Source organism: Aliirhizobium smilacinae, from assembly GCF_006335145.1.
Classification (GTDB): Bacteria; Pseudomonadota; Alphaproteobacteria; order Rhizobiales; family Rhizobiaceae; genus Neorhizobium; species Neorhizobium smilacinae.
Map to the genome: position 1 here is coordinate 278,195 of NZ_VDMN01000006.1, position 18,845 is coordinate 297,039.

General features: G+C 61.1%; 17 protein-coding genes. 11 read left to right on the forward strand and 6 right to left on the reverse strand.

Features of this window, described 5'->3' with window-relative positions; genetic code table 11:
- Positions 1-5 precede the first annotated feature (5 nt).
- A complete protein-coding gene (locus tag FHP24_RS23020) occupies positions 6-872 on the reverse strand; it encodes a DMT family transporter (protein WP_139678563.1) in 867 nt (288 codons plus the stop codon).
- A 311-nt stretch (positions 873-1,183) separates the two neighbouring features.
- Here FHP24_RS23020 and cysP point away from each other — a divergent pair, with 311 nt between their 5' ends.
- From cysP to FHP24_RS23060, 7 genes are all read left to right on the forward strand, one after another.
- Positions 1,184-2,167 (forward strand): thiosulfate ABC transporter substrate-binding protein CysP, encoded by a 984-nt coding sequence (cysP, locus tag FHP24_RS23025; protein ID WP_139678564.1) that lies wholly within the window; start codon positions 1,184-1,186, stop codon positions 2,165-2,167.
- 237 nt (positions 2,168-2,404) lie between these two features.
- Positions 2,405-3,229 carry a sulfate ABC transporter permease subunit CysT gene (cysT, locus tag FHP24_RS23035; RefSeq protein ID WP_139678565.1) on the forward strand — a complete coding sequence of 275 codons (825 nt, stop codon included), beginning with the start codon at positions 2,405-2,407 and terminating at the stop codon, positions 3,227-3,229.
- A 3-nt stretch (positions 3,230-3,232) separates the two neighbouring features.
- Positions 3,233-4,111, forward strand: coding sequence for a sulfate ABC transporter permease subunit CysW (gene cysW, locus FHP24_RS23040; protein ID WP_139678566.1), 879 nt, complete (start codon positions 3,233-3,235; stop codon positions 4,109-4,111).
- Complete coding sequence (locus FHP24_RS23045; protein ID WP_139678567.1) at positions 4,108-5,130, forward strand: sulfate/molybdate ABC transporter ATP-binding protein; 1,023 nt, start codon at positions 4,108-4,110, stop codon at positions 5,128-5,130. Before cysW ends, FHP24_RS23045 begins: the two co-directional genes overlap by 4 nt.
- 68 nt (positions 5,131-5,198) lie before the next feature.
- Positions 5,199-5,426, forward strand: a complete 228-nt coding sequence (locus FHP24_RS23050) for a DUF4160 domain-containing protein (RefSeq protein ID WP_139678638.1) — start codon at positions 5,199-5,201, stop codon at positions 5,424-5,426.
- A complete protein-coding gene (locus tag FHP24_RS23055) occupies positions 5,419-5,832 on the forward strand; it encodes a DUF2442 domain-containing protein (protein WP_139678568.1) in 414 nt (137 codons plus the stop codon). Before FHP24_RS23050 ends, FHP24_RS23055 begins: the two co-directional genes overlap by 8 nt.
- Before the next feature lie 165 nt (positions 5,833-5,997).
- Positions 5,998-8,052 (forward strand): DEAD/DEAH box helicase, encoded by a 2,055-nt coding sequence (locus tag FHP24_RS23060; RefSeq protein WP_139678569.1) that lies wholly within the window; start codon positions 5,998-6,000, stop codon positions 8,050-8,052.
- A gap of 177 nt (positions 8,053-8,229) precedes the next feature.
- Here FHP24_RS23060 and FHP24_RS23065 read toward each other — a convergent pair whose 3' ends face one another.
- The 5 genes from FHP24_RS23065 to FHP24_RS23085 form a co-directional block, all read right to left on the reverse strand.
- Positions 8,230-8,631 carry an endonuclease domain-containing protein gene (locus tag FHP24_RS23065; protein ID WP_139678639.1) on the reverse strand — a complete coding sequence of 134 codons (402 nt, stop codon included), beginning with the start codon at positions 8,629-8,631 and terminating at the stop codon, positions 8,230-8,232.
- 165 nt (positions 8,632-8,796) lie between these two features.
- Positions 8,797-9,903 carry a DNA alkylation repair protein gene (locus FHP24_RS23070; protein WP_139678570.1) on the reverse strand — a complete coding sequence of 369 codons (1,107 nt, stop codon included), beginning with the start codon at positions 9,901-9,903 and terminating at the stop codon, positions 8,797-8,799.
- Between the two features lie 277 nt (positions 9,904-10,180).
- Positions 10,181-11,617, reverse strand: coding sequence for an NAD-dependent succinate-semialdehyde dehydrogenase (locus FHP24_RS23075; protein WP_139678571.1), 1,437 nt, complete (start codon positions 11,615-11,617; stop codon positions 10,181-10,183).
- 166 nt (positions 11,618-11,783) lie between these two features.
- Positions 11,784-12,380, reverse strand: a complete 597-nt coding sequence (locus FHP24_RS23080) for a cupin domain-containing protein (protein ID WP_139678572.1) — start codon at positions 12,378-12,380, stop codon at positions 11,784-11,786.
- A gap of 178 nt (positions 12,381-12,558) precedes the next feature.
- Positions 12,559-13,734, reverse strand: a complete 1,176-nt coding sequence (locus FHP24_RS23085) for an acyl-CoA dehydrogenase (RefSeq protein WP_139678573.1) — start codon at positions 13,732-13,734, stop codon at positions 12,559-12,561.
- A 214-nt stretch (positions 13,735-13,948) separates the two neighbouring features.
- Here FHP24_RS23085 and FHP24_RS23090 point away from each other — a divergent pair, with 214 nt between their 5' ends.
- The 4 genes from FHP24_RS23090 to FHP24_RS23105 all read left to right on the forward strand — a co-directional run bounded on the left by FHP24_RS23090 (position 13,949) and on the right by FHP24_RS23105 (position 18,844).
- Positions 13,949-14,881 (forward strand): LysR family transcriptional regulator, encoded by a 933-nt coding sequence (locus FHP24_RS23090; RefSeq protein WP_139678574.1) that lies wholly within the window; start codon positions 13,949-13,951, stop codon positions 14,879-14,881.
- Positions 14,882-14,990: 109 nt separating this feature from the next.
- Positions 14,991-16,052 (forward strand): LacI family DNA-binding transcriptional regulator, encoded by a 1,062-nt coding sequence (locus FHP24_RS23095; protein ID WP_139678575.1) that lies wholly within the window; start codon positions 14,991-14,993, stop codon positions 16,050-16,052.
- 84 nt (positions 16,053-16,136) lie between these two features.
- Positions 16,137-17,060, forward strand: a complete 924-nt coding sequence (locus tag FHP24_RS23100) for a nucleoside hydrolase (RefSeq protein ID WP_139678576.1) — start codon at positions 16,137-16,139, stop codon at positions 17,058-17,060.
- Positions 17,061-17,119: 59 nt separating this feature from the next.
- Positions 17,120-18,844 (forward strand): adenine deaminase, encoded by a 1,725-nt coding sequence (locus tag FHP24_RS23105; RefSeq protein ID WP_139678640.1) that lies wholly within the window; start codon positions 17,120-17,122, stop codon positions 18,842-18,844.
- Position 18,845: the final 1 nt, after the last annotated feature.

Below are 18,845 nucleotides of genomic sequence, written 5' to 3' on the forward strand. Positions count from 1 at the left end.
GATGGCTATTTGATGCCCAGCCGATGTTCTCGCCAGACGGTGAAAAGCCCGGCTGCGACAACGATCACGGCGCCGACCACCATGTTCATCGTGATCGTTTCGCCGAAAAAGAAGGTGGCGACGCCGACGCTCAGCACGATCTGCAGATAGGTCAGCGGTTGGACTTCAACCGCGCTCAGGATGCTGTAGGCTTTGATCAGGAAGAAGTGGCTGAGCGTGCCGCAGATGCAGAGCGCGATCAGAGCCGGCCAGTCTTCCATGGCGACCGGTGTCCAATAGAAAACCCCAACCGCAGTGGCGGCGATGGCGCCGAAGACGCCGGTATAAAGAACGCTGGTGACCGCCGAATCCTCACGGCCTACCGCGCGCGTGGCGATGCCGTAAAGACCGAAGGCAAAGGCGCCGGCAAGCGGCCAGATGAGGTGGGTGCCGAACTCGATGCCGCCCGGATTGAGGATGACCAGCACGCCGATCAGGCCGACAAGCACGGCAACTCCGCGCCGCCAGCCCACTTTTTCGCCCAGAAGCGGGATCGACAGGACCGTGATGATGAGCGGTGTTGCCTGCATGATCGCCTGGGTCATGGCCAGTCCAGCCCCAGTATAGGCGTAAACCACGAGGATGATTTCGAGCATCAGAAGCGGGCCGCGCAGCATCTGCAGGAAGGGGCGGCGGGTGACAAAGGCCTGGCGCAATCCGCCGGGCGAGAAGGCGGCAAACACAATGACGAAGGCGGCGAAAGCCCAGAAGCGGATCATCGTGAAGGCGATGACGGGATATTTTTCGGCGAGAAATTTTGAAAACCCGTCCTGTGCGGCAAAAATGGTGATGGCCAGCAGGACGTAAAGATAGCCAATGCTCTTGTTCTTCATGGGATAGCGACTTCGGCAAGGGATAAGGGCGGAAAGCGAGCCGGGCTGTCGAGAAGGGCAGGAGGGCTGTCGTCCGGGTCCTACACGGTTGCATCGCGCTTCGCCAGATCAGTCAGTCCGGCCGGAACCGATTTCTCGTCGCGGAAGGGCTGAATATCAAAATCAGGCACAACCGTTGCCAAATATGGCGAAAAATGGACGGAAATTCTAAGCCCGGCTTATGTTAGGGAGGGTGATTCCTCGCGATTTCAAATGCGTGTCGATAGTTTCCGGCCACATCCAAATTCTTGGCCCATTCCCGGAGACACCTGATGAAACGCCTCCTTATTCTCGGTACTGCCATTGCGGCTCTGTTCGTCCAGCCGGCTATGGCACAGGAGCAGAAACTGCTCAACGCCTCCTATGACGTTGCGCGCGAACTGTTCGTCGCCGTCAATGAGGCCTTCGTGAAGGGCCATCCGGGGGTTACGATTGACCAGTCGCATGCCGGCACATCGAAGCAGGCGCGGTCGATCGTCGAAGGGCTCGAAGCAGACGTGGTGACCTTCAACCAGTCGACCGATATCGATTTCCTCGCCAAGAACGGTTTTGTCTCCACCGACTGGACCAAGGCATTCCCGAACGACGCTTTGCCGTTCTATTCCTTCCCGGCCTTCCTGGTGCGCGCCGGCAATCCGAAGAACATCAAGGGCTGGGCCGATCTTGGCCGTGACGACGTTCATGCCGTCTTCCCGAACCCGAAGACATCGGGCAATGCGCGCTACACCTATCTCGCCGCCACTGCCTGGGCGAAGGAAGAGTACAAGGACGACCAGGAAAAGATCCAAGCCTATATCACCAAGATCTTCGACAACGTTCCGGTCTTCGATACAGGCGGTCGTGCGGCGACCACTACCTTCGTCGAGCGCGGTCAGGGCGACGTGCTGATCACGTTCGAGGCCGAAACGCGTGGCATCGAAAAGCAGTTCGGAAAGGACAAGGTGGAAAGCGTCATTCCGTCGGTCAGCCTGCTGGCCGAATTCCCGGTCGCCGTGGTCGACAAGGTTGCCAAGAAGCATGGTACCGAAGCGCTGGCAAAAACCTATCTCGACTTCCTCTACACGGAAGAGGGCCAGAAGATCGCTGCCGAATTCGGCCATCGCGTCCATAACGAGAAGGTCGCCGCCGAGTTCAAGAACCAGTTCCCCGAAATCCGCCTCGTCAAGGTCGACGACGTGTTCGGCGGCTGGGAGAAGATCCAGAAGGAACACTTTGCTTCCGGCGGCACGCTCGACAAGCTTTACGGCAGCCGCTAGTTTTTTTCCAAGGTGGTCTTTTAAACTAGGCCGCCACCTCCACTCCCTCATTCCTGTGCTTGTCACAGGAATCCAGCCAGCCCAAGTCCTTGGGCTGGAAAAAGTCCCTTCGCCGCGCGGACACGCGTCGGCTGGATCCCTGTGACAAGCACAGGGATGAGGGACGTCGAGAATTGCTGTATCCACCCGGCGGATTTTCATCCACCGGGTTTTGCCATGTCATAAGGAACCGACCGCGTGAGACGACGTAATGTCCTGCCCGGCCTGCCGTTATCGCTGGGCGTGACCCTGTTTTATGTCGGCCTGATCGTCGTACTGCCGCTTGCGGCACTCGTCATCAAGGCCGCCAGCCTGGGTCCGGCCGATTACTGGCAGATCGTTTCGTCGTCGCGGGCGGTGGCGAGCTATCGCGTCACCGTGCTTTCGGCTCTCGGTGCCACCATCTTCAACCTGTTCTTCGGGTTGGCGCTTGCTTGGGTGATCACCCGCTACCGGTTTCCCGGCCGGCGGATTGTCGATGCGGTGGTGGATCTGCCGTTCGCGCTGCCGACGGCGGTGGCTGGTATCGCGCTGACGGCGCTTTTTGCCAATAATGGCTGGTTCGGCTCGGTGCTCGAAGGGTTCGGCATAAAGGTCGCCTATACGCCTTTGGGCATCATGATCGCAATGTGCTTCACCTCGCTGCCGTTCATCGTGCGCACGGTGCAGCCGGTGCTCGAGGATCTCGATCCGGCGCTGGAAGAAGCGGCGCAGTCGCTCGGCGGTTCCGACTGGGCGATTTTCCGCAGGGTCATCCTGCCGCTTCTGGCGCCGGCACTGCTGGCGGGCGTGTCGCTCTCCTTCGCGCGCTGCCTCGGTGAATTCGGGGCGATCATCTTCATCGCCGGCAACCAGCCGATGTCGACGGAAATCACCGCATTGCTGATCTTCATCCGGCTGGAGGAATACGATTACCAGGCCGCTGCGGCGATCGCTTCGGTGCTGCTGCTGGCCGCCTTCTTCATGCTTGCCGTTACCAACTGGCTGCAGGCACGGGCGCTGCGTTATACGGTGAAGGGGTAGTCGATGAGCGTTTTTTCTGCCCATAGAAAGCCGCCGCGCGTCGGCGACAATCCGGTCTTTCGCCGCGGGCTGATCGGCATCGTGCTGGTGCTTGTCGCCTTCGTCATCGTCGCGCCGCTTGTCATCATCGGTGTCGAGGCCTTTTCAAAGGGCTGGGCGGTGTATCGCGATACGATCACCCATCCCGACACGCAGCATGCGATCATGCTGACCGTGCTTGCGGCGCTGATCGCCGTGCCGGTCAACACTGCCTTCGGCATTGCCGCCGCATGGGCGATCACAAAATTCGACTTCTGGGGCAGGCGGTTTCTGCTCGTCGTCATCGAGATCCCGTTCTCGGTGTCGCCGATCGTTGCCGGTGTCGCCTATCTGTTCGTTTATGGCCTGCAAGGTCTGTTCGGGCCGCTGCTTGAGGCTTACGACATCAAGATCCTGTTCGCCGTTCCGGGCATCATCATCGCCTCGATGTTCGTGACGGCGCCTTTCGTTGCCCGCGAATTGATCCCGTTAATGCAGGCGCAAGGCAGAGATCTGGAAGAGGCGGCGACCTCGCTTGGCGCGTCCGGCTTCCGCACCTTCTTTGCCGTGACGCTGCCGAACGTCAAATGGGCGCTGCTTTACGGCGTCATCCTTTGCAATGCGCGGGTGATGGGCGAGTTCGGGGCGGTTTCTGTCGTCTCCGGCAATATTCGTGGGCAGACCAATACGCTGCCGCTGCATATCGAACTGCTCTATCACGATTACCAGGCGGCCGGTGCCTTCGCGTCGGCCTCCATCCTGGCGTTGATCGCCGTCTTCACCATCATCGCCAAGGTGGCACTCGAGCGCCAAGGGGCGGGCCGCGTCCGCAAGCAGGCTAATACGGCAGAGAAAGCATCATGAAGATCCGCCTCGAAAACGTCGTCAAAACTTTTCAGACCTTTCGCGCCGTAAAAGACGTGTCGCTGGATATCGAAAGCGGTGAGCTGGTGGCACTGCTCGGGCCATCGGGCTCGGGCAAGACAACCATCCTGCGCATGGTAGCGGGTCTCGAATATTCGGATGGCGGCCATATCTATTTCGGCGATCAGGACGCGACCGATATTCCCGTGCGCGACCGTGGCGTCGGTTTCGTCTTCCAGCATTATGCGCTGTTTCCGCATATGACGGTGGCCGACAATATTGCTTTCGGCATGAAGGTGTCGAAGGTGAAACGCGACAGGGCGGCGATCGACAGCCGCGTGACCGACCTTTTGCGGCTGGTGCGGCTCGAAGGTCTTGGTGACCGTTTTCCGGCGCAGATTTCCGGTGGCCAGCGGCAGCGCGTGGCGCTGGCCCGTGCACTGGCGGTCGATCCGAAAGTTCTGCTGCTCGACGAACCGTTCGGGGCGCTCGATGCCAATGTGCGGCGTGACCTTCGGCGCTGGCTGCGCGAGATCCATTCGGAACTCGGCATCACCACCTTGTTCGTCACCCACGACCAGGAAGAGGCGCTCGATCTCGCAGACCGGGTGGTGATCCTGAAGGACGGGCAGATCGTGCAGCAGGGCACGCCGGAAGAGGTGTGCCGCGATCCGCAGTCGGCCTTCGTGATGAAGTTTCTGGGCGATGCGAACGTGATTGCGGCCGAGGTGCGTGACGGGCGGGCCTATGCCGGCGAGATATCGGTGCATGCCGTCGGCGTGGCGGATGGCAGGGCCGAGCTTTATACACGTCCTGCCGATCTCAACTGGTCGACGGCCGGGCCGGGGATCGCGGCAACAATCGCTCGGGTGCTGGACCGCCCCGACGGGCGCCGCGTGCTGGCAACGACGGGCTCAGGCGAGCCGCTGGAATTCGACGTCGAGCCGGAACGGGTGGTGAAGGCGGGTGAGCAGGGGTTCGTGACGCTGCGGCGGGCGAAGGTGTTTGCCGGAGGCTGATAGGCTTACAAACCTCTTTCAGCCAACCCGTCCTTTGTATTTCCCAAGTAGTTGGGTTATTCTTGGCGATGGTCACCGTCCTGAAACAGCATGGAATGCGATTTGTCATCTACACGGCTGACCACGAGCCGGCGCATGCCCATGTTTTCGGCGATGGCGAAGCACGGATCGATATCGTCAATCTGTCTGTCATCACTCAGGGAGGAATGTCCGACAGAGATGTCAGGCGTGCCGTGGATATCATTGAGGCCAACCGGCAATTGTTTCTCGATACATGGAGAAAATATCATGGCTGAGGTTACCGGCGAAGAACTCGCACGAGCAAAATCGAACTGGCAGGCGGAGCGTCTGGCGCGCCCGACGCCCTCATCCGTTCGCTTCGATGTTCCTTCCGAGCGGATTGTTGTCGACTTTCTCAATGGCGCTTCCTTCATCTTCCCTGCTCGATCAATCGAGGGGCTGGAAAAGGCCACCGTCGAGGAGCTGTCCGAGGTTGTACTGCTCGGCGAGACTGGTCTGCATTGGGAAGCTCTGGACCTCGACTATTCGATCGCCGGTCTGATGAGTGGAATATTCGGCAGCAAATCCTTCATGGATGCGCGCAGTCGCGGCGGCCAGTCCCGGTCGGAGGCAAAGATTGCTGCAAGCCGGGCGAATGGTGCAAAAGGTGGACGGCCGAGGAAATCGAGCACCGGGATATAACGGTCGTGATCGATAAGCGCTTCATCAGCGGCTTGCTCCAAAGAACGCGCATTCCACCCATCCTTTGACTTTTTGCAGCTTACACTATACGGACGGCGCAAACGTTCGGCTGCGATCGTTGCAGCCTTGGGCCGAGAGCCCATGAAAATCCGAAAGACAACATTGATGACCGATATCAACGGCGCCGTTCCGGCGATCGCGAAGGCTTTGCAGAAGCGTGGTTATGAGACGCTGACCCCCGTTCAGCTGGCCATGCTGGACCCGGCGCTCGTCACCGCCGATGCGCTGGTTTCCGCCCAGACGGGTTCCGGCAAGACCGTCGCCTTCGGCATCGCCATGGCGCCGACGCTGCTTGGTGACGCCGACCGGTTCGGCCGCGCCGGCGCACCGCTGGCGCTGGTCATTGCGCCGACACGCGAACTGGCGATGCAGGTGAAGCGCGAACTCGACTGGCTTTATGCCGAAGCGGGCGCCGTGATCACGTCCTGCGTCGGTGGCATGGATATCCGCGGTGAGCGTCGCGCCCTGCAGCAGGGCGCCCATATCGTTGTCGGCACGCCGGGCCGCATCTGCGACCACATTCGCCGCAACGCGCTCGACATGTCGGAAATCCGCGTCGCGATCCTCGACGAAGCCGACGAGATGCTCGATCTCGGTTTCCGCGAAGACCTGGAATTCATTCTCGAATCCGCACCGGACACGCGCCGGACGCTGATGTTTTCGGCCACCGTGCCGGCAGCGATCGCCAAGCTGGCGAAGAGCTACCAGCGCGATGCCGTGCGTATTGCCACCCAGGCCGAGCAGAAGCAGCATGTCGATATCGAATATCGCGCCCTGCTCGTCACGCCGTCCGACCGCGAACATGCGATCGTCAACGCGCTGCGTTTTTACGAAGCGCCGAATGCGATCGTATTCTGCTCGACGCGTGCTGCGGTCAATCATCTGCATGCCCGGCTTGCCAATCGCAATTTTTCCGTCGTGGCCCTTTCGGGCGAACTGACCCAGAACGAGCGGACCCATGCGCTGCAGGCGATGCGCGACGGCCGTGCCCGCGTCTGCATCGCGACCGACGTCGCTGCCCGCGGTATCGACCTGCCGGGACTTGAACTCGTCATTCACGCGGACCTGCCGACCAATTCGGAAACCCTGCTGCACCGGTCGGGCCGTACCGGCCGCGCGGGTCGCAAGGGCGTCAGCGCGCTGATCGTGCCGGTCACCCAGCGTCGCAAGGCCGAGCGCCTTCTGTTCGGCGCCAAGGTGGAGCCCACCTGGGCGAACCCGCCTTCGGCAGACGAAGTGATCGCGCGTGACGAGGAAAGGCTGCTGGCCGATCCGATCTTCACCGAAGTGGTGAAGGACGAGGATGAGCAGGCGCTGGTTGCCAAGCTTATCGAACGTTACGACGCGGAAAAGCTGGCGACGGCTTTCGTTTCGCTCTATCGCGGCAAGAATTCCGCGCCGGAAGATTTGAGCGTGGTCTCGCTGGAAGCCCGCAAGCCGCGCGATCCGAGCCAGGGCGATCCGGCTTCGCGGCCGCTCACCCCGCGCGGCGATTTCGGTCCGGCCGTGTGGTTTTCGCTGTCGGTCGGCCGCAAGCAGCGCGCCGAGCCCCGCTGGCTGATCCCGACCATCTGCCGCAGCGGTGATCTCACCAAGAACGAGATCGGCGCAATCAAGATGCAGGCCGACGAAACCTTTGTGGAAATTGCTGCCGAACACGCCGAAAAGTTCCTCGCCAAGATCGGCAAGGACCGGATGATGGAGCGCGGCATCCGCGTGACACGTCTCGACGGCGCACCGGACTTCAGCAAGTTCTCCCGCGGCACCGACGACGAAGGTTTTACCAATCGCGAAGGCCCGCGTCTGGACAAGCCTTACAAGGACGGCCCGAAAAAGGAAGGCTTCCGCAAGGACAAGCCGTTCCGTGACGCTCCGCGTGGCGACAAGCCGTTTGGAGACAAGCCTTTCCGCGACGGCCCTGCCAAGGACAAGCCGTACAAGGACGGTCCGAAAAAGGAATGGAAGCCGAAAGCCGCTGCCGGTGGCGAAAAGCTCAGCGACGAACGCCGCATGGACAACGATGTCTGGGGCGAAAAGCCGAAGGCCAGTTTCGACAAGCCCTTCAAGAAGAGCGGCGACAAGCCTTTCAACAAGGCCCCAGGCGACAAGCCCTTCAAGAAAAAGCCCGCTGCCAAGGGCGGGTTTGACAAGAAGAAATAAGATTAGGGTCTTGGCCCTCAGTCATAGAGCCGCTTGCTGTCCCTCTCCCCGTAACTGGGGAAGGGTGCGTAGCGCGCTTTCGTTGCTGGGTGGGCAGAGGTTGATGCGTATGTCCTTCGCCCCGTTTACGGGGAGAAGGTGCCGGCAGGCGGATGAGGGGCGGGAGCGTCGGCGCGATCAGTCGTGACGAGCCGGCGCAAACCTGAAGTCCGATGCTTCGGCCGACTCGGTCAGCCGGCCATCGAGAATTGCAACGATGGTATCCAAAACAGAACTCATTTCCGTGAGCACTCCGGTATTAGCGAAGCGGGCCACGGACCAGCCTTGGCTCGTCATGAAATCGTCTCGGCGGCGATCGTAGTCGCTGTCGGCATGCTGACTGCCGTCCACCTCGACGACAAGAAAGTTTTCGCGGCAGGCGAAATCCGCGTAATATCTGCCGATTGGAAATTGGCGGACAAACTTAAAGCCATTTAGTCGGCGATTGCGAAGTTCGTTCCATAGTTTTGCTTCCGCATCATTGTCTGATTGCCGCAATGAGCGGGCACGGTTGGTTTTGTTATCTTGTGGTCCCCGCATGTCGATCGTTCCACGATGTGTGGCGCCATCATAAAGTGAGAATTTTTCCTCGCGCAATCTTCTGTCTGTTTCGGTGAAGGTTACTTCCGTCTCCGCCCCTCACCCTAACCCTCTCCCCGCGGGCGGGGAGAGGGGACTTGCCTCAAGAGGTGTTTCTTCCAGGAGCTATCGAGTGATATCGAATGCGCCTGTTGCCAACACCTCGCCGTTGACGATCAGTTCGACCAGGTGTTGGCCGGCGTAGTGGGTGCGGGTGGTGAAGTCGCGGATGGCGCGGCTGATGGAGAGTTCCACGTTGCCATCTGGCACGAGCGTCAGTTCCTTCCACTTGAACACTTTTTTCGATGTTCCGCCGGCTTTCTTGACGTAGTGGACGGCGTAATCGATCACCAGCTTCTGGGGTTCGGATCCAGTCGAGGTGAGCTTCGTGCTGATCTTGACCGCACCGCCGAGTTTCAGTGATGACGGCGTGACCGAAAAAATCTCAACCTTCAATTCCGGCTCGTGACCTGCGCCGAAGACATGCAGCGCGCGGGTATCGCCCTTCTTGATCAGGGTGCGCAGGGCCTGTTTCATGATCCAGGCAGTGCGGGCATCCGTCTGGTCCCAGCGCGACAGCTTTTCCAGAACCCAGTCCGGATGGTCCTTGGTGATGTCGTTCAGGTTGTTGGCGACGGATTTCCGCACATAGAGCGAGGGATCGCTTTTCAGGTTGTCGAGGATGGTTGCGACCGGGGAAGGATCGGCGATCAGTTCTTTCAGCTGGAACGACCATGGCAGCCGTGGGCGGCAGCCTTCGCTGCAAAGCCGGCGGACATGTTCGTTGTCATCCATCGACCAGCCCTGCATGACTGCGAGCGTGCGGGGCATATCCTTCAAGAGGAAATGCCGGATGGCGAATTCGGACGAACCGAAGCGGGTGAAATAAGCCAGCGCCTGCATCGAGAGGTCAAAGTGATCGTGGCCATGCAGCGCCACATATTCGGACAGGGTGATGGAGGCGAAGCCGTGGTTGATGCGCGGGGCCAGAGCCCGGAGTATCTCGATGTTTTTCTCGAACGGACCGGGCAGGACCGCGTGGAAGGATAATGCGATCTGCCGCATGCGCTGCATGATGCTGAGTTCGTCCAGCCCGTGCGATGCGAGTGCCAGAAACCGTTCGCCGTCGAAAGACGGATGGATAGCCGCCGTCTCGCGGGCAAAATGGTTCAGCCGCTCGCGGTTGAAAATCTCCTTGAGGAGAGGGGCAGGTTCGGTGGTTGTGTCTGTCATGATGATCCCGCTGGCTGCTGTTGGGGTGGGCGGACCGGCAATCTCCGGCCGTCATCCTAGGGCTTGCCCCTAGGATCTGACCACGCCAAACAATGAGGTTCAGCAGATACTCGGCACAAGGTCGAGGATGAAGTCGAGAGAGAGAGAGTTTGGCCGTCGGTCTTAAGTGTTCTCTCTTTGTTCGTAAGAGACTCTCTCAGCCGACGCAATCCCCAAAACAAAACCGGCCGGAGCTTTGGCTCCGGCCGGTTCTTGAATGCCATCAGAGATGGGTGGTTCAGTTCATCTGGCTGACATATTTGGTTTCGAGATAGGCGGCGACGGCTTCAGAGCCGCCTTCGGTGCCGTAGCCCGAATCCTTGACGCCGCCGAACGGGACTTCCGGCAGGGCCAGACCGTTGTGGTTGATGGTCAGCATGCCGGCTTCGACTTCGCGGCCGAGAGCATGGGCGGTCTTGACCGAGCCGGTGAAGGCGTAGGAGGCGAGGCCGAAGGGCAGGCGGTTCGCTTCGGTGATCGCGTCCTCATAGGTCGAGAAGCGGTTGATGATGGCGACCGGGCCGAAGGGCTCGTCGTTCATGATCTTGGCCGAGGTCGGGACATTGGCGAGAACCGTCGGTTCGAAGAAATTGCCCTTGTTGCCGATGCGCTTGCCGCCGGTCTTCAGTTCAGCACCGGCAGAGACGGCGTCCTGAATGAGAGCTTCCATGGCCGGGATGCGGCGCTCGTTGGCGAGCGGGCCCATGACCGTGTCGGCTTCCAGACCGTTGCCGACCTTGATGGCTTCAGCGGCCTTGACGAAACCTTCGAGGAACTTGTCGGCGATGCCATCCTGAATGAGGAAGCGGGTCGGCGCGACGCAGACCTGGCCGGCATTGCGGAACTTCGACATGGCGGTGACTTCGATCGCCTTGTCGAGATCGGCGTCGTTGAAGATCATCACCGGCGCATGGCCGCCGAGTTCCATCGTGGCGCGCTTCATGTGCTTGCCGGCGAGCGCTGCGAGATGCTTGCCGATCGGGGTGGAGCCGGTGAAGGAAATCTTGCGGATGACCGGATGCGGGATCAGGTATTCCGAGACTTCGGCCGGGATGCCGTAGACGAGACCGATGACGCCCGCCGGAATGCCGGCATCGGCGAAAGCGCGGATCAGTTCGGCAGGCGATGCCGGGGTTTCTTCCGGTGCCTTGACGATGATAGAGCAGCCGGTGGCAACCGCTGCCGACAGTTTTCGCACGATCTGGTTGATCGGGAAGTTCCAGGGCGTAAACGCTGCGACCGGGCCGACCGGCAGCTTGATGGTCATCTGGTTGACGCCGGAGAACCGGGCCGGGATGATCTGGCCATAGGTGCGGCGTGCTTCTTCGGCGAACCAGTCGATCGTGTCGGCGGCGCCCATGATTTCCATCTTGGACTGGGCCAGCGGCTTGCCCTGTTCGCGGGTCATCAGCCAAGCGATCTTGTCGGCGCGTTCACGCAACAGGTCGGCGGCCTTGCGCATCAGCTTCGAGCGGTCGAAGGGGGCCGTGTCGCGCCAGATCTTGAAACCCTTGTCGGCGGCTTCGAGCGCCAGATCGAGGTCGGCCTTGCGGGCATGGGCAATCTTGCCGATCACTTCGTCGGTGGCCGGATCGGTGACTTCGATCGTTTCGCCGGCAAGCGCATCACGCCATTCGCCGTTGATGAAGAGCTTTACGTCGGGATAGGTCTGCATGGGGGTCCACTTTCGTTTCGAAACGTCAGGTCGCGCGGCAGGACGCCGCGGGCAGAAGGGGCGTATGGGTTCCGGTGCTTGAGTTAAGACAAAGACTGCCGACAATCAACGGCGGTGCCGTCAAAAAAAGTCATACTAATCCGATTAAAAATGAAGGGTCGGCCGATCAGAGATAGGGCGGGGTGACGGCGCTGACGACTTCACAGCGTTCGGTGCCGACATTGCGGTAACGATGCGGCAGGCGGCTGTTGAAGAGGTAGGCGTCGCCACGCTTGAGGATGCGCGTCTGGCTGCCGACGGTGACTTCCAGCTCGCCGGCGACGACAACACCGCCTTCTTCCGCCTCATGAGCCAGCATGGTTTCGCCGGTATCGGCACCGGGTTCGTAGAATTCGTGAAAGATCTGGACGCTGTGGGATTTCGCATCGCCGACCTGAAGCAGCGTCAGTGGGCCTTTCGACAGCGGCGTCAGCTCGTCGGCACGGTAGAAGATCTGGTCTACGGGTGGCAGCGTCAGGGCGAAGAAGTCGGTCAGCGGATAGTTGATCGCCTCAAGGATCTTTTTCAGCGATGCGACCGAAGGGCTGACCTTGTTCTTTTCGATGAGGGAGACGAGCGAATGGGTGACGCCAGCCTTCATCGCCAGCGCGCGTTGCGACAGGCCGTGGCTTAGCCGCACGAGGCGCAGCCGGTCGCCGACATCGAACTCGCCTTCGGCATCGTTCTGAATGGCGGTTTCCCCCGCATTATCGGTGGCGTGCATGCTTCCCGAAGACTTTCCTGTGCGTGGCCAATGGCTCGTGCCGAGCTGCACCGCACTGATACACCTGCGACAGGGTTTTGGCCAATGACGAATAGCGGCGCGGGATGTGAGGGATGGGAGGGGCTTTGCGATAACGGATGCCTCCCCTGGTGCGGAGGAGAGGCATCCTTGTTGCCGATCAGAAAAATGCCTGAATGCCTGTCTGCGCCCGGCCGAGGATGAGTGCGTGGACGTCGTGGGTGCCTTCGTAGGTGTTGACCGTTTCGAGATTCTGCGAGTGGCGCATGACGTGGTATTCGACCTGGATGCCGTTGCCGCCGTGCATATCGCGCGCCTGGCGGGCGATATCGAGCGCCTTGCCGCAGTTGTTGCGCTTGACGATGGAGATCATTTCCGGCGCCATACGGTGCTGGTCCATCAACTGGCCGACGCGCAGTGAAGCCTGCAGGCCGAGGGTGATTTCGGTCTGCATGTCGGCAAGCTTCTTCTGGTAGAGCTGCATGCCGGCGAGCGGTTTGCCGAACTGCTTTCTGTCGAGGCCGTATTGGCGGGCGCGGAACCAGCAGTCTTCGGCAGCACCCATGACGCCCCAGGAAATGCCATAGCGGGCGCGGTTGAGGCAACCGAATGGGCCTTTCAGGCCCGATACGTTGGGCAGAAGTGCATCTTCGGTCACTTCGACGCTGTCCATGACGATCTCGCCGGTAATCGAGGCGCGTAGCGAGAGCTTGCCGCCGATCTTTGGTGCCGAGAGACCCTTCATGCCCTTTTCCAGCACGAAACCGCGAATTTCGTTGTTATGGGCTTCGGACTTTGCCCAGACGACGAAAACATCGGCGATCGGTGAGTTGGAGATCCACATTTTCGAGCCGCGCAGGCGATAGCCGCCTTCGATCTTCTCGGCGCGCGTCTTCATGCCGCCGGGATCGGAGCCGGCATCCGGCTCGGTAAGGCCGAAACAGCCGATCAGTTCGCCGGAGACCAAGCCGGGCAGATACTTCTTCTTCTGCTCGTCGGAGCCATAGGCGAAGATCGGGTAGATGACCAGCGAGGACTGGACGCTCATCATCGAGCGATAGCCTGAATCGATCCGTTCGATCTCGCGGGCGACGAGGCCGTAGGCGACGTAGGATGCGTTGGCGGCGCCATATTCTTCGGGCAGCGTCACGCCGAGAAGTCCCGTCTGACCCATCAGCTTGAACAGGCCCACATCGGTCTTTTCGTCGAGATAGGCTTCTTCAACCCGCGGCAGGAGTTCAGCCTTGGCAAAGGCTGCCGCCGCGTCGCGGATCATGCGCTCTTCTTCGGTCAGCTGATCTTCGATGAGGAAGGGATCGTTCCAGATAAAGGCCAAGGGGTTCTCCGGGGTTTTCGGCGGGAGAGATATCTCCGGCTGAGTTCGAGGTTAGCGATATGGTAGCCCGACGCCTTTCATTCCTGTGCTTGTCACAGAAATGAGGGAGAACTTGAGGGCTCCGTCCGCCAATTTCTTGCCGGAGATTATCTCCGTGCGGTCGTTTGTCGCAAGGCCCGTTTACTCAAATGCCCATGACGGTTAGTAATAGGGCATGAGAGAATTGTCGCGAAAACTTCTGCCGTCCACCTCTGCGCTTGCGGCCTTCGATTCCGTTGCGCGGCTTGGCAGTTTTTCGCTGGCTGCGGACGAGCTGTCGCTCACCCAGGGCGCCATAAGCAGGCAGGTTTCAGGGCTGGAAGAGCAGCTTGGAGTGCTGTTGTTCGACCGGACCAGCCGGGGTGTGATGTTGACCCCGGCGGGGGCGGATTTTGCAAAAGCAATCGCCGGGGCACTGTCACAGATCCGGTCCGCATCGCTGCATGCCATGACCAAACGGCATAGCGACCAGCTCAACCTCGCGATCCTGCCGACGTTTGGAACGCGCTGGCTGATGCCGCGCATTCCGGGTTTTGTCGCCCGGCACCCGGAGATCACGTTGAATTTCGCGACGCGCATCGGGGTATTCGATTTCGATCGCGATGGCATCGATATGGCGATCCATGTCGGGCCAAGGGGCGTGAATGGGCCTGAATGGCCGGGCGCGGAATGTACCTTTTTGATGGAGGAGATGGTGGCGCCGGTCTGCTCGCAGGATTTTCTCAGCAACCATCCCGTCGGTCGGGCCGAGGATCTTCTGCGCCTGCCGCTGCTGCATATGGCGTCGCGGCCGGGTGGCTGGAAACACTGGTTCGAAAGTCTGAGGATTGGCGCCAGCGTCAGCGAGGGCATGCGTTTCGAACAGTTCGGCAGCGTGGCGCAGGCCTGCATTGCCGGGCTTGGTGTCGGGTTGATGCCGCTGTTCCTGATCGATACGGAACTGGCAAGCGGGCAACTGGTGGAGGCGTTTCCGCATCAGGTGGTCAGTCCCAGCGCCTATTATGCGGTGGCGCCGCAAGCCAAGAGCGGCTTTCCGCCGGTTGTCGCCTTTCGGGCATGGCTGATGGAGGAAGTTGCACGCTATCGGCAGGAAATCGTGGCATGGTAGCAACGGTCACGCTTTTCTCTATATGAAAGATTGCAGCAGACTCGACACAACGCAACCTTGCAGGTAGGTTTGATTAAACGATTAATCACCTTGGAACGCTGCAAAGACGATGAGTGTCAGCCGGACGCCAGCGACGATGACAGAGATTGCCGCAGCCCTTGGCGTGTCTTCGGCGACCGTGTCCAATGCGCTTTCCGGCAAGGGCAGGGTTTCGGCGGAACTTACCGCGAAAATCCGGCAGGCGACCGTGGATCTCGGTTATGTGCCGAGCCAGGCGGCGCGGACCCTGAGGACGGGACGGACAGGCGTCATCGGCCTGGTGCTGCCCGATATCTCCAATCCCCTGTTCCCGCAGATCGCCCAGGCAATCGAACAGGCTGCTGCTGCTGCCGGTTACGGTGTGCTGATTGCCGACAGCCGTGGAGAGATTGCCCAGCAGACGGCGGCGATCGGGCGTCTGATCGAGCGGGGCGTCGACGGTATCATCATCGTTCCCCGCCGCGGATCGCGGGTCGGCGAGATCGGTACGCCCGTCGCGATCATCGACAGTCCGTCGACGCCCGGCAATACGGTGTCGTCGGATCATTGGGACGGCGGCGTGCAGATGGGGCGCCATCTCGCCGGGCTCGGCCATTGCAAGGTGCTGCTGATCGCCCAGAGCAGCGCATCAAACGTGCAGAACGACAGGATCGGCGGTCTGAAGGCTGGTCTCGGCAAAAATATCTGCCACGAGACGCTGTTGGTGGAAAACCTTGAGGCCATAAAGGGTGCCGGCTGCGCGCTCGGTTTAGCCGCGAAGGTGGCGGACGGGTTCACGGCTTTTGCCGCCGTTTATGATCTGCTGGCGTTGCGTGCGCTGACCGAATTGCAGCGCGACGGCACCGAGGTTCCGCGTCAGGCCAGTGTCAGCGGCTTCGACGATCTCGTCTGGTCGTCAGTCGTCACGCCGCCGATCACCACGTTGCGGCAGGATCTGGCCACTATTGCCGAACGTGCCGTCGAGGCGCTCAGCGATGCGATTACAGACAGCGAGACACCCTTCGGCGGGCCGGCTGTTGCGAAGCAGAGTGTCGAAGGCGTGGCGATGACGCTTGTGGTTCGGCAGTCGACCGGACAGGCGATGGAGCCGGTTGTAGTCCCCGTTGCCGATACTCGGGAGGATAGTAGGTGAAAACCCTTATCTTCCGCCTTCGGCCATTTGTGTGTACGGGGGCACTAACAGACCATCCGGTTGTATTTTTGGAGCGTGCTTGACATGGGTGTATGGATCGATACCGACATGGGGTTCGATGATCTGGCTGCCATCATGGTTGCGGCCCATGGCGGCCTTGCCATCGACGGGATCTCGCTGGTCTTCGGCAATGCGCCGCTCGATCAGGTGCGTCGTAATGCGGCCGGCGCTGCCGCTGCCTTCGTCTGGCCCTTTCCCATTCATGCGGGGCGCACAAGGCCGGTTCTTGGAAAGCTCGAGACCGCGGTTTCCATCCTCAGCGATGCCGGCATGCCGACTGCGGGCCAGTCATTGCCGGCCGGGCCCGATGCGTTTGCCGAGGATGCGTTCGCCGCACTTTGCGCATGGCTTGAACGGAGCGAGGGCGAGCGGCGAATTCTGGCGCTCGGGCCGCTCACCAACATTGCAGCCGTCGCGCTGGCGCGGCCTGATCTGGCGGCAAAAATTACGGATCTCACCTGGATGGGTGGCGGTCTGACGGCCGGCAATCACACGGCATCCGCCGAGTTCAACGCCTTTGCCGATCCGGAGGCGGTGGCGATCGTGCTGGCTCACGCGATCCCGTTGCGCATGGTCGATCTCGATCTTTGCCGCAAGGTGCTGTGCGCGCCACAGGACGTCGATCCCGTACGTGCCGCCGGTGGCCGCAATGCGACGCTTTTGGCGGATCTGCTTGCCGGGTTCGTGGCGATCGCGACCAGCCGCGGGCGCAAGGCGATGTCGCTTTACGACGCCGTTGCGGCTGTCGCCTTCGTTCAACCGGATCTGGTGACCTGGACCCAGGCCCGGATCGATATGGAGCTGGCCGGTACCGTCACCAGGGGGCGGACCGTGGTCGAGACGCGGGCCGGGCGCGGGGAGTTCAATGCCAGCTTTGCCGCCGAGATCGATGCGGAGCGGGCCAAGGATATCATTCTCAGTGCTTTGAAGGCGGAGGCCAGCTGGTGAAGAACATTCTCTCGACCGTTGCCGAGTTTACCGAACCGTCATTTCGCGACCGTGCCGTGATGGTGGCTCGGGGCGATGCGCCCTTCGACATCCTGATTGCCGGCGGCACGCTGGTGGATGTGGTGACAGGCGAATTGAGGCCTGCCGATATCGGCATCGTCGGGCCGATGATCGTCAGCGTTCATGAGCGTGGAGCGCGCGCAGATGCGGCGCAGGTGATCGATGCTACCGGCACGTTCGTTTCGCCGGGCCTGATCGACACGCATATGCATATCGAAAGCTCGATGGTGACGCCGGCGACCTATGCCGAGACCGTGGTGCCGCGCGGGGTGACCACCGTCGTCTGGGATCCGCATGAATTCGGCAATGTCTGCGGCGTCGATGGCGTCGCATGGTCGGTGGAGGCCGTCCGCTCGCTGCCGCTCAGGGCGCTGGTCATGGCGCCGTCCTGCGTGCCATCGGCGCCCGGTTACGAAGCGGCCGGCGCGGATTTCGATGCCGATACGATTGAAGAAATGCTGTTGTGGCCGAAGATCGCCGGCCTTGCGGAAGTGATGAACATGCGCGGCGTGATCGACCGCGAGCCGCGCATGCGTGGCATCGTGCAGGCGGCGCTCGTGTCCGAAAAGCTGGTCAACGGCCATGGCCGCGGACTGGCCGGTGGCGATCTTGCAGCCTTCATGGCGGCGGGCATCACGTCCGACCACGAACTGACTTCTGCCGAGGATCTGATGCAGAAACTGCGCGCCGGTCTGACGATCGAGATGCGCGGCTCGCACGACCACCTTCTGCCGGAATTCGTCGAGGCGCTGAATACGCTCGGGCACCTGCCGCAGACGGTGACGATCTGCACCGATGACGTGTTTCCCGACGATCTCGTCAATGGCGGCGGGCTCGATGACGTGGTGCGGCGGCTGGTGCGCTATGGACTGAAGCCGGAATGGGCGCTGCAGGCGGCGACGCTGAACGGATCAGTCAGGATCGGTCGTGCCGATCTCGGGTTGATCGCGGCCGGCCGGCGTGCGGACATCGTGCTCTTCGAAGACCTTAAGGATTTTCGCACACGCGCGGTCGTCGCCAGCGGGCACATCGTTTCCCGCAAGGGCAAGATGGCGAGCGATGTGTGCCGGATAAATCCCAATCCGCTGCGCCGCTCGGTCAAGCTGCAGGCGTTGCAGGAGGATGATTTCAGACTTCGCTCTCAAGGCACCCAGGTGAGGATCGCGACCATTGACCGGCCGCGATTCACGAGCTGGGGGCAGGCGGATGCGGCTGTCGAAAACGGATTTGTGGTACCCCCGCAGGACACGGTGTTGATCGCCGTGACTCATCGCCACGGACGTGTCGACAGCCGCACCCGCTTGGGTTTCCTCACCGGATGGGGCCAATGGAAGGGCGCCTTCGCCACCACGGTGGCACATGACAGCCACAACCTCACGGTTTTCGGCTCCGATCCGCGCGACATGACAGCGGCCGCCAATGCGGTAATTGCGTCGGGCGGCGGCATGGCCGTGGCGATCGACGGCAAGGTGGTGAGCCTGTTGCCGCTGCCGCTGGCCGGTCTTGTTTCCGAGGAGCCGGTCGAGGTGGTGGCCGAGCAGTTCCGGGCAATCCGGGCAGCGATGGACAAGGTCGTCGATTGGCAACCGCCCTATCTGGTGTTTAAGGCCTGTTTCGGTGCAACGCTTGCCTGCAATGCCGGGCCGCACCAGACCGACCGGGGCATTGCAGATGTGACCACCGGCACGCTATTGGAGACGCCGATCCTCGAAATACTCCAATAGG